This window comes from Bacillus sp. JJ722, from assembly GCF_036963345.1.
Lineage (GTDB): Bacteria > Bacillota > Bacilli > Bacillales > DSM-1321 > Bacillus_AD.
This window is the reverse complement of record NZ_JBALMO010000043.1, coordinates 8,308-19,856: the sequence shown is the minus strand read 5'-3', so window position 1 is coordinate 19,856 and position 11,549 is coordinate 8,308. Positions and strand designations below refer to the sequence as shown.

10 protein-coding genes and 1 pseudogene are annotated in these 11,549 nt (G+C 34.9%); 4 read left to right on the top strand and 7 right to left on the bottom strand.

Translation table 11 applies throughout. The features are described from left to right. The first annotated feature begins 216 nt into the window (after positions 1-216). The 3 genes from V7014_RS07520 (at position 217) to V7014_RS07510 (ending at position 2,971) form a co-directional block, all read left to right on the top strand. Positions 217-1,263, top strand: coding sequence for a LytTR family transcriptional regulator DNA-binding domain-containing protein (locus V7014_RS07520; protein WP_335505767.1), 1,047 nt, complete (start codon positions 217-219; stop codon positions 1,261-1,263). A 155-nt stretch (positions 1,264-1,418) separates the two neighbouring features. After that, on the top strand, positions 1,419-2,267 hold the full coding sequence (locus V7014_RS07515) for an ABC transporter ATP-binding protein (protein WP_335505766.1): 849 nt from the start codon (positions 1,419-1,421) through the stop codon (positions 2,265-2,267). Continuing rightward, positions 2,264-2,971 (top strand): ABC transporter permease, encoded by a 708-nt coding sequence (locus tag V7014_RS07510; RefSeq protein ID WP_335505764.1) that lies wholly within the window; start codon positions 2,264-2,266, stop codon positions 2,969-2,971. The genes V7014_RS07515 and V7014_RS07510 overlap by 4 nt, the downstream gene beginning before the upstream one ends. Before the next feature lie 55 nt (positions 2,972-3,026). Here V7014_RS07510 and V7014_RS07505 read toward each other — a convergent pair whose 3' ends face one another. Together V7014_RS07505 and V7014_RS07500 are read right to left on the bottom strand one after the other, a co-directional pair. Next, on the bottom strand, positions 3,027-4,004 hold the full coding sequence (locus V7014_RS07505) for a 2-hydroxyacid dehydrogenase (protein ID WP_335505762.1): 978 nt from the start codon (positions 4,002-4,004) through the stop codon (positions 3,027-3,029). Positions 4,005-4,115: 111 nt separating this feature from the next. Continuing rightward, positions 4,116-5,072, bottom strand: coding sequence for a proline dehydrogenase family protein (locus V7014_RS07500; protein ID WP_335505760.1), 957 nt, complete (start codon positions 5,070-5,072; stop codon positions 4,116-4,118). A 118-nt stretch (positions 5,073-5,190) separates the two neighbouring features. On the opposite strand from V7014_RS07500, the gene V7014_RS07495 reads away from it, so the two are divergent. After that, positions 5,191-6,591: a PLP-dependent aminotransferase family protein gene (locus tag V7014_RS07495; protein ID WP_335505794.1), complete on the top strand. Its 1,401-nt coding sequence runs from the start codon at positions 5,191-5,193 to the stop codon at positions 6,589-6,591. 17 nt (positions 6,592-6,608) lie between these two features. Here the strand turns inward: V7014_RS07495 and V7014_RS07490 are convergent, their stop codons facing one another. From V7014_RS07490 to V7014_RS07470, 5 genes and pseudogenes are all read right to left on the bottom strand, one after another. Further along, entirely contained in the window at positions 6,609-8,309 is a 1,701-nt protein-coding gene (locus tag V7014_RS07490) for an acyl-CoA dehydrogenase family protein (RefSeq protein ID WP_335505758.1), read from the bottom strand. Further along, a complete protein-coding gene (locus tag V7014_RS07485; protein ID WP_335505756.1) occupies positions 8,306-9,826 on the bottom strand; it encodes a class I adenylate-forming enzyme family protein in 1,521 nt (506 codons plus the stop codon). The genes V7014_RS07490 and V7014_RS07485 overlap by 4 nt, the downstream gene beginning before the upstream one ends. Further along, positions 9,823-10,209, bottom strand: a complete 387-nt coding sequence (locus V7014_RS07480) for a MerR family transcriptional regulator (RefSeq protein ID WP_335505754.1) — start codon at positions 10,207-10,209, stop codon at positions 9,823-9,825. The genes V7014_RS07485 and V7014_RS07480 overlap by 4 nt, the downstream gene beginning before the upstream one ends. Positions 10,210-10,768: 559 nt before the next feature. Continuing rightward, on the bottom strand, positions 10,769-10,933 hold the full coding sequence (locus V7014_RS07475; protein ID WP_335505752.1) for a Fur-regulated basic protein FbpA: 165 nt from the start codon (positions 10,931-10,933) through the stop codon (positions 10,769-10,771). A gap of 96 nt (positions 10,934-11,029) precedes the next feature. Continuing rightward, positions 11,030-11,305: pseudogene (locus V7014_RS07470) on the bottom strand (glutaredoxin family protein). Positions 11,306-11,549: the final 244 nt, after the last annotated feature.

Here is an 11,549-nt window from a genome sequence, read left to right as displayed (position 1 = left end):
AAGTCCACTAGGAGCTGGGCGCTGTAGCTAGACACCACGCAAATTATATACTTTCTTATCTTTAATAATCAAGAGACCTATTCTTCGGAAAGGTCTCTTTTCTTTTCTGCCACATTGAAAATTTCACTTCATTGTATTTACATGATGTATACTAGAATGGAATTAATTTGATTTTTTAAACATTATTCCCTTTTAGTGATAGGAGTGCTTACATTAATGACATTACTTTCAATTAGGCAATTAGAGAAAAGGAATGGAAACAATATATTATTTCCCCCTTTTGATTTAGACATCAATAAAGGCGACATCGTAGCTATTCATTGCAATGCCGAAGTCGGATTACAACTTTTAAAAATGATGATTGGAAATTCACCTGCATCAAGTGGGGAAATTCTAATGCTCAACCTGCCATTAAGTCAAAATTATAAAAAGCTTTGTAAACATATTGGAATCGTATTATTGAACGATTCAACTTATGAACGACTAACACCAAAAGACTATCTACATTTTTTTAATGGTTTATATGATTCTTCTACAAATATCGACAACATTCTACAAAAAGTTGGTTTACATACTAAACAGAAACAACGAATTAAATATCTTACATATTCTGAGATAAAACGACTAAATATTGCGCGGGCAATAATTCATCAACCAGATCTTATTATTATAGAAGAACCTGATCAAAACGTAGATTTAGAAAGTAAAATTATCATTAAGCGATTAATCGATGAATTAGCTTCCATGAACCATGCTGTATTAATTACCACTAGCAATATGGAAAGTGCGATATCTTTAGCTTATAAAGTATATCGTTTAAATGAAAATGGATTAAAACAGCAAGAAGTAATTGATGAAGAGATAGATGATATAAATGAAATGGAACAACGGGAAGTACAATCCATCGATTTTATTAGTCACCCTATTCGCTTCGATAAAATTCCAGCTAAAGTCAATGATAAATTGATCCTCTTCGATCCGACGGAAATTGATTATATTGAAAGCTGTGATGGTACTTCTCATCTATTTATTAAGGGTGAAACTTTTCCTTGTTCATTTACGCTTAACGAACTTTATGATCGCTTACATGCATTGGGCTTCTTTCGATGCCATCGTTCATACATTGTCAATTTGCAAAAGGTGCGAGAAATCATCACTTGGACTCGTAACAGCTATAGCTTAATTCTAGATGATGCTAAGAAAAGCTCTATTCCTTTATCTAAAGGTAAAATGAGCGAATTAAAAAGCATCATTGGTATGTAATTCATACTCCTTTCATCTCATCATTCGTTCCATACATGTTCATTTTAACGCCTTTCATTCAGAATTTAAGGCGAGAACACTTAAGACTCGATAAACTTTAGTTAACAAAGCAAGGCAACTTGCAATAAACAATCGGGAAAAAGGAGAATATGGAGATGGAAAATATCATTGAAGTAAAACAACTAATGAAAACATTTCAAAATAAAACAGCTTTGAAGGATGTTACTTTTACCATTCAAAAAGGAGAAACATTTGGATTATTAGGTCCAAGTGGTTCTGGAAAAACAACTACTATAAAAATACTAACAGGACAACTGCTCCCTACACGCGGTGATGCTTTAGTCTTCAATAATGAATTACAACATTTAAATAAGCCTTCTACAATGAAACGAATTGGTATTTTAACTGATAATAGTAACTTATATGAACGTTTGACAATTTATGACAACTTATCTTTTTACTGTGACCTTTACGATGTGAATAAGAAACGTATCGATGAAGTTCTAGAAACCGTAAACTTGCAAAATGATAAGAAAACAATCGTATCTAAATTATCGAAAGGTATGAAACAACGAGTAACTCTAGCTCGTGCTATTCTTCACAAACCTGATTTATTATTCTTAGATGAACCAACATCCGCTTTAGATCCGACAAATACAAAACAAATTCACGAGGGGTTAAAACGTTTAAATGAACAGGGTACGACAATTTTCCTTACTACTCATGATATGAATGAAGCGGAATCTATTTGTGATCGAATTGCCTTTCTTCATAACGGGGAAATAGAACTACTTGATACACCACAAAATGTACGTGTAAAACACGCTAAACCAACTATTGAATTATTATTAACAGATAATCGATTAATTACAGTACCTAAAAATACAGAAGGCGTACAAGAAATTCAGCGTTATATGAATAGCGGAGAATTACTAACGATGCATTCTAACGAACCAACATTGGGAGATATATTCGTACAGTTAACAGGGAGGAACTTATCATGACATTTTCAATCAAACGTGTGCAAGCTATATTTACAAAAGATTATAAAGATTTAATGAAGAATTATTATGTACTTTTCAATCCTCTCTTTCCTGTACTTTTCGCTGCATGGATTGGTAGATCAGGTGATGCAAGTTCAATACAAATGAGTTTCTTAATTAACTTTGCTCTTGTCATGTCTGCTATCTTCATTCAAGCCGCGATGGTTGCAGAAGAAAAAGAAAAAAATACATTACGCGGATTATTATTATCACCTGCGAGTACAACAGAAATTATGCTTGGTAAAAGCTTATTAACTGCAGTTGTAACCATTATTACTGTTATTGCCTCAATTCTCTTATCAGGCTATGAAGTTAAGAATCTGTTATGGTTTTCAGTTTCAATCTTATTATGCATAATCATATATACTGCGCTTGGTACTATGCTTGGTTTACTATCAAGAAGTGTCATGGAATCATCGATCGTTGGAATGCCTTTCATGATGATATTCGGAGTTAGTTCCGTTTTTGCTCCAATGATCGATAATGGAATATTAAAGAAGGTTATTACAAACTTACCAAACAGTCACTTTGAGAAAATAATTTATTCTTTAAACACTAATACAAACTTTAGTTCCATAAGCGACCATATCTTCGCAATGCTAATTTGGGTAATCATTTCAATCATTGCAACCTTTATTATTTATAAAAAACGTCGATTTGATTAATATGAAAAACGGCAAAAGAAGCAAAAGATTATTTGTCTTTTGCTTCTTCCTATTATTAGCATCCCCATACTTCTTGATTAATTAGTGTTGGTGGGCATTCTCCCTTCAGCGCCGTTACCAAACTTTCCGCTGCCATCATGCTCATGTTCATCCTTGTTTCAAAAGTTGCCGAACCTACATGAGGAAGTGTTACAACATTTTTCATTGAAAGCAATGGATGATGAACATCTATCGGCTCCTGAACAAATACATCTAGTCCAGCCCCTGCAATTTCACCTGTTTGCAAGGCCTTCACCAACGCCTCTTCATCTACTGTCTTACCACGAGATCCGTTCACAAATATAGCCGACTTCTTCATCAACAGAAATTCTTTCTCTCCCATAAGCTTAACCGTTTGCGGGGTTAAAGGCGTCATCAATACAACAAAATCTGCTTGTTGAAGCAAGTCTTCTAAACGACAGTAAGTAGCATCATATAGTCGTTCTGCATCTTCATTACGCGATCGATTATGATATAGTACTTTCATATCAAACCCAAGATGGGCTCTTTTGGCAATCGTTGCTCCTATACCACCCATTCCGATAATTCCAATTACTTTATGATGAACATCAACGCCAAACAGTTCTTGTTCAATAGACCCTTTCCATTGACCTGTTTTCACATATTGATCAAGCTCTGGGAACCTACGAGCAGTTGCTAACAAAAGGCCAAAAATAGTATCAGCTGTTGTATCATTCAATACTTCAGGTGTATTTGTTGCAAGAATATTTCGTTTTGTTAATACGTCAATATCTAAATTATCGTAGCCAACTGAAATATTACTAACTACTTTCAAATGCGGTGCTTGGTCTAGCAATGTTTCATTTACACGTAATTCAGATCCAATCAAACCATTAGCTTCCTTTAATTCATTAAAAAAATCAGCATAATTACCGTCATTCAATCGTTCATAATATACAACATCACAGTATGCTTGCATGTAATCTAATACTGCTTGAGGGACTCTCTTGTACACAATCACTTTAGGCTTCATAATAGGCAACCCCTTCATTCATCTTGAAATTCTCCAGTCATTTTTCATAGCATAGCATTGTTTTCATGAAGCATCTATTGAAAAGCCTGGTTTATTTTTCAAAAAGAAACCTTAATATTCTTCCACAACCGATACCGATTGATTTACAATATCTGCAATGGCTACAAATATGTTGTCTGGGTTTTCAGCAAGCCTATGGCACAAATACAAATACCATTCTCTCCCATAAAGCATGTAAAGCCTTACATGATAACCAGCTGATTTCATCTTCTTCATTAGATGAGGTTGAATTCCGTATAACATTTCTAATCCCACAAGGGGTTGAAACAGATACTGACGTTTCTCTAATTCTCGAATTATTTTTTCATCATGCGTAGCTATTGAAATAGGATGATTATTCATTACCAAGTAATCTACCATTTCTACAAATTGCTCATTTAATTTTTTTGATCTTGGCATAGCTATAGTAGCACTTTCTTGATAAGCTCCTTTGACAATACGAATCTTCCCCGGCAAATGAATAAGTTCCTTCATATCATCTATGCTTCTATACAAATGAGCTTGAATAGTAATGCCTACATTAGAGTACTTTTCTGCTACTTTTTTGTATACTTCTAGAATTCGATTTGTTTTGCTAGACTCTTCCATGCTAATCATTAATGTTATGTTAGATTGTTTTGCTTTCTCTGCTAATTCTAAAAGGTGAGAATATGCTAAGTTAGAATCAATATTTAAACCAATATGTGATAAATCAAATGAAACTGTTTGATTTTGAGTAATAGCTCTTAAAGCATTGATAAGCTGAAAAATTTCGTATTTGGCATTTTCACAGGCTTCTATACTACTAGTATTCTCTCCGATAAATTCTAAAGAGATGGCGTAATCCTTCGCTAGTACCTTTTGGGCAATCGTTAATCCCTCTTGCATACTTTCTCCTGTTACATAACGCTTTGCGACTTTTCGAAGCAAAGGATAGAGCTCCTTCGATTGTTGAACATACTCTTTCATCTGCTGGTTTCTTGCGATTGATTTCAATGCCTCTACAGCTTGATTTTTAGCATCTGACATTCTATTTTCATCCCCTCTTAAACTATTTGATATCAATTTAGCATGATAAAATGGTATATATTAGTACCAATGCAATGGATTTTTGACGATACCACTTTACGAAGGAAATGATGAAATTATGCTTTGGATGACTGTTGATCGAAAACTAGAAATGCCGTTGAATCGACAAATATATTTCCATATAAGGGGAAAAATCTTAAGTGGCGAATTACAGGCTGGAGATAAGCTTCCCTCTTCACGCACACTATCTACTGAATTACAAGTCTCAAGAAATGTAGTATTAGAAGCATACGATCAATTAATTGCTGAAGGATTTCTCGAAACACAAACAGGTGCCGGGACATATGTTGCTGAAGGAGTATTTCTAGAACGAAAATCACCTTCCTATTTAACAGGAGAAGTCCATGTAGCGCCAAGTAAAAATGACATTATCAATTTCCGTTCAGGAATACCAGCATTAGAGGATTTTCCGAATAAAACTTGGGCAAAGCTATCACATGCTCTATGGCATGGTGCTTCACCAACCGCTTTTGGATATGATGTACCAGAAGGGCGCATTGAATTAAGAACTATTCTAGCTAAATATCTTCGCAAAACAAGAGGTGTTGAATGTTTGCCAGAACAAATCATCATTACTTCAGGTGCAACACAAGCAATGACACTTGTTACGAAACTACTTGTATCTGCTAATGATGAAATAATAATCGAAGACCCGATAACATACGATATTCAGGTGATACTTCAAACTTTAGGATCATCTCTTTATTCCATTCCTGTTGATGAACACGGTATGAAGACATCATTACTTCCATCTCATATAAAACCTAAATTTGTCTTTGTAACACCGTCTCATCAATTTCCATTAGGAGGAACAATGCCCATTCAAAGGCGAATTGATTTAATCAATTATGCTAGAAAAATAAATTGCTATATTGTAGAAGATGACTATGATAGTGAATTTCGATATGAAGGACCTCCAGTTAGTTCCTTACAAGGTTTAGATCCAAACTATGTCATATACATCGGTTCGTTCAGTAAAATACTATCACCTGCACTTAGAATGGGCTATATCATACAACCTTCAGAACTTATAGAAAAAGGTAGACAAGCCAAGTGGTTCACCGATTTACATACGCCATCCATCGATCAACTGACGCTAGCGAAATTTATAGAAGAACATTATTTAGAAAGACATATTTTGAAAATGAAGAAATGCTATAAACAAAGACGTGACTTCTTCATAAAATGTTTGCATGTAACATTTGGGACGAATGTTACTATTTCAGGATATTCAACTGGTTTACATCTCATTGCAGCATTTCAAAACATTAACTTTACTCCTGAAAAGATTGAAAATTTAGAAATCTTTGGTGTAAAGGTGTATCCAGTCGAAGATCATACAATTCATAAAGGTCACTACAAAAACTACCTTATTTTAGGATATGGCCATTTAACAACAGATCAGATTCAAGAAGGAGTAACTCGACTATATAAAGCTATTAACAAAGAGACCGAATAATCGATCTCTTTGTTCTTCTATTGTACCGGTTGAACTTCAATTGCCTCTAATTGGGAAGCAACAATCAAGTCAAAATGTACAACAGATTTCATTTCTTTATCCGTCCACTCATTCAATCGCCATGTTTGTTCAATAAATACTTCTGCAATGGCTACTGAACGGCTAGCTCCACTTTCAGCTTGCTTTAATGCAATAACACTTTCGAAAATATTCACCATCAACGCAGCGATTTTTTTCGAATGATACGTTTGAACATCTTCTGATGCAGTTGCTACATAAGAGGTTAATTCTTTAAGTTTGTTGATTCCTTCTACTACTGGAGTTTTTAAATCGTTTAATTGAGGAGATAATTGATGTAGTTCTTGATGCATTTCTTCAATAAACAATTGATGAGCATTGTATTTACGCATTAATCGTAAAACTTCTAATCCTAAAATATTAGCCGTTCCTTCCCATACTGTTAATACTTGCGCATCACGTAATAGCCTTGCTAATACGAAGTCTTCCATATAACCGTTACCACCATGCATTTCAATCGCTTCATGTACGAAATGAATAGCTTGTTCCGCTGTTTCTTTCTTTAGTAAAGCAATTAACAAACGATTTAACGCTTCTTCTTGTTCTGTAACTACATTTTCTTTAGACATGACTTTATTAAATAAATTCACTAAATAGAAGGTCGCACTTGTTTCCACTTCTTGCTTAGCAGCTAATTTAGTTAAAGTCGTTTGGACCATCGGATATGCTGTTAATGACTGTCCGAATGCTTCACGATAAAAGGCATAATTTCTCGCTTCTAAATAGGCTCTTCTCATAATTCCAATCGATGCGATAGCATTACATACTCTGGAAAGATTTAACCCTTCCATCATATAATAGAATCCTTTAGATGCATCACCGACTAAATAAGCTTCCGCTCCATCAAATTCTATTTCTGCAGACGGAACAGCCCGTACTCCAAGCTTATCCTTTAATCTACGCACTTGAATCCCATTTAACTTACCATCTTCCTTTCTCCAAGGTACTGCGAATAAACTCAAGCCTTTCGTTCCCTTTCGCTGGTCATCTATGCGAGCTAGAACCATGGCTACGCCACACATTCCTGAATTAGAAGCAAAGTATTTTTCACCAAATAACTGATAATGCTCTCCTACTTTAATAGCCTTCACAACATTTGCTCCAACATCAGAACCACCTTGACGTTCCGATAAGAAAGTAGCCCCTTCATAAAGTTCCACTTCACCTGTTGAAAGTACGTGCGGTAAGAATCGTTCTTTCACTTCTTCACTTGCATAGTGCTCTAATAAATAAGCTGTAGCCATCGTTAATGTAACAGGGCAATAGAAACCTGGCTCAGTTTGCGATAATAAATATCCTTGAGCAAATGAATAGTGATAATCTCCTGTTCTTCCAAGAGCCGGGATGTCCTTGAAAATGTAACCAACAATTCCTTTGTTATATGTTTCTTTAACTGTTTGTTTATACCCTTCATTCACCCAAATTTCAGATATATCTTCACCGAAACGATTGTATTTAATAAGTCGAGGCTGTCCCTCACGATCAGTATGCACGGCACGTTCATCAATATCTGTCGCACACATCGCCCCGAATTCTTCTAACTCTTTATTAGCCCAATCCAATAAATCTGTCGGTAAATATTTCTTCACGATTTCTTGTAAGTTCGGATCTTCTTTATAAAAGTTCATAATACGTTTCATTCGCTCACCCCTGTAAATTGTTTTTCTTTCAAAACATGCTTAAGTATTTTACCTGTTGCATTTCTCGGCAATTCGGATACTACCTCGAATAATTTAGGGATTTTATAAGAAGCTAGTTTATCAACAAGGAAGCTTTGACATTCTTTTTGTGGATTGTCTATAGGTTTTGTGACTACAATAAAAGCTTTAACTGTCTCTCCCCACTCTGGATGTGGTACACCAACAACCGCAACCTCCGATATATTTGAATGAGTAATAAGTACTTCCTCCACTTCTTTTGGATAAATGTTAACTCCACCAGAAATAATTAAATCTTTCTTACGATCTACAACCCATATATAACCATCTTCATCAACCTTAGCTAAATCCCCTGTTCGCAACCATCCATCTAATAAGACTTCCTTTGTTTGTTCTTCAGCTTTGTAATAACCTTTCATGATTCCTTCTGTGAACAGAACAATTTCTCCAACTTCTCCTTGTGTTACTTCCTGCCCTTCATCATTAACAATTCGCACTTCTGTGCCAAGCGCTCCTCTTTTGCCAATACTACCAGCATGCTTTTCATGCTCCTCAGCAAGTAACAACGTTCCTGTTGGCCCTGCTTCTGTTAAGCCATAGACACAAAAAAGTCGGTTTGTTTGAAATTTTTCTTGAATCAACTTTACTTCTGGTGATGAAAGTGGCGCTCCTCCATACACCCAAAATTTCATAGAGCTTAGATTATAAGATTGAATGTTTGGCATTTTAGCAGTAAATAAATAAGCTACCGGAGCTCCAAAGAAATGTGTTGTTCGCTCCTTTACTACTAGTTTCAATAATGCTTCTGGTGTAAACATAGGGGATAAAACATGTGTAGCACCGACATAAGTACCCGCTACAAGAAATAAGTGTAATGGTGCAGAATGACTTAGCGGCATCATATGAAGCAATCGGCTTTCTGGCTTCATTTCCATTTCTAAACACATCATTATTGCAGTGGTTAAAATATTACGATACGTGAACAATACGCCTTTTGCCTGTCCAGTTGTACCTGATGTATATAAAATTGTCGCTTCGTCTTCTTCATTTAAGTTGCATGGAATCTGTGAGTTCACGCCAGCATTCAATAGAGCCTCGAAGCTTTTCCATCTATCGTTCGCTTCGCCTGTTGCAATTAACAAAATGTTATGTTCAATCGTTGAAACAACTGGTATCAATAAATCGTGCACGATAAGCGCTTTTGCATCACTATGATCCAGTATATAAGTTACTTCTTGTTTTGTTAGCTTCGCATTAATAGGTACAATGATGGCTCCCAGTCGCAATACGGCGAAATAGCTGATCACAAACTCTTTTGTATTCGGCATAAATAAAACCACTTTGTCGCCCTTGCCTATACCATACTGTCGTAAAGATGAAGCAAATTTATTTACTTCTATATTTAATTCCTGATAATTTAATCTCTCCTGTTCGGTAACAACCGCATCTTGAAAAGGATATTTTCGAGCATTTCTCTCTAACAAATTCGAAATATTCACGGCTTATCTCTCCTTATTTTTTCGAGTCTATTAACAAAATCAGAACGCAGTCTTTCTAGTTCATTTTTTATTAGGACAAGATCATGAATTTTGGCATTTACCTCCTCTATTCTCATATTTCCATATTCAATTGTTCTTTCTAACTGTTTTTCTCCTGTAGGGTCTTGATCAAAGAGCTGAACCATTTCTTTAATTTCTTCCAAAGAAAAACCCAACTGCTTCCCTCGAATAATGAGCTTTAAACGTACGTATTCCTTGTTAGAATAAATTCTTCTTTTTTTCAAATCTCTTTTAGGTTTCAATAGCTGTAACTCTTCATAGTATCGAATGGTTCTTGTTGTTAAGCCAAATATTTCAGCAAGCTGTGAAATGGTGTAATTCATCTTATCACCCTAACTATTGCAATATTATGTTAATTATAATTTTATCATTTACGTTAACGTAAACTTCAACTTATTTTTCTCAATGGTTAACAATGCTTACGAGGAGAATGGAAACTAAATAAAGAATACACTTTGCACAGAACTAATGATGGAATAAGGAGACTAAAATGAATGAATTTGTAGGTAATTGCACAGCATGCAATAAAGAAATCTATTGTTTTGATGGTTTTTTTAATGGTGTTATCCACGAACAAAACGGTCAGCTATATTGCTTTGAATGTAAAATAGAAAACCAAGATAACTAAATAAGTATTTCAACAGTGACATAACATTTAATAAAGTGAAACTTTAATCGGTGGGAGGTGTTCGTCCATCTCCCACCGATTATTGGTTGAACCAATCGAGTTCTTACTGGCGCTTAATCTCCCACTTAAACGTCTTCACCTTTACTCTCGTTTTGAAGTGAGAGTCTTACAGTTTGAACGAGGTAAAACAAAAAAAGTAGTTCCTTAAACATAGAAGGAACTACTCCATTTATACAATTATAAGATGCCAAAGCTTATTCTGCATTCTTCTTTTTTAACCTTTCATATTCTGCTTCTAATTCTTTCAGCGGATATTCATACAAATGTCTTGAATCACCTTCAATTTTATACACACCATGTGAATTTAAAAAATCCATCAGTGTATTTTTCCGTTGTTCGATCATTTTTTTTAATCTCATATCATAACCTCCTTCTTCCAAAGATTGACCGTTATGTGTCTCAGCATGATATGTTAACAGTATTTAATTCAGCTCTTACTATACTGAAATTTCTTGTTAAGAGGAGAAATTCACGTACAGATATTGCGCTAACGTTTTTTCTAAAGCTTGGATACCTACATCAGTCACTGCTTCATATATATTTCCTTCTCCTATTTCAACGACCGGAACATGGCGTACGCCATATTTCACCTCTAAAATGTCTCTTAGTTCATCACGATTTATAAGGTCTATGTCTGCATATTCAATCCCTTTTTGTTCCAAATATTGTTTCACATTATCACAATAACTACAACCATTTTAAGACCAAACGACTATTGACAAATTTGCCATTAGCTTCAATCCTCCTAAATATATGTGTAAAGTATATACTTGTCATCTTTTCTAATTATGACTATTATCGCCAGTTTATACTCATAATTCATATAAGTAAAGTATGAATTAAAAATATTCTCTTCAAAATTTATGAAGTGAGTCACTCCAACTAATAATCAAATAAAGTGAAACTTTAATCGGTGGGGGTGTTCGTCCTTCCTCCACCGATTATTAGATGATCCAATCGGGTTCTTACTGGCGC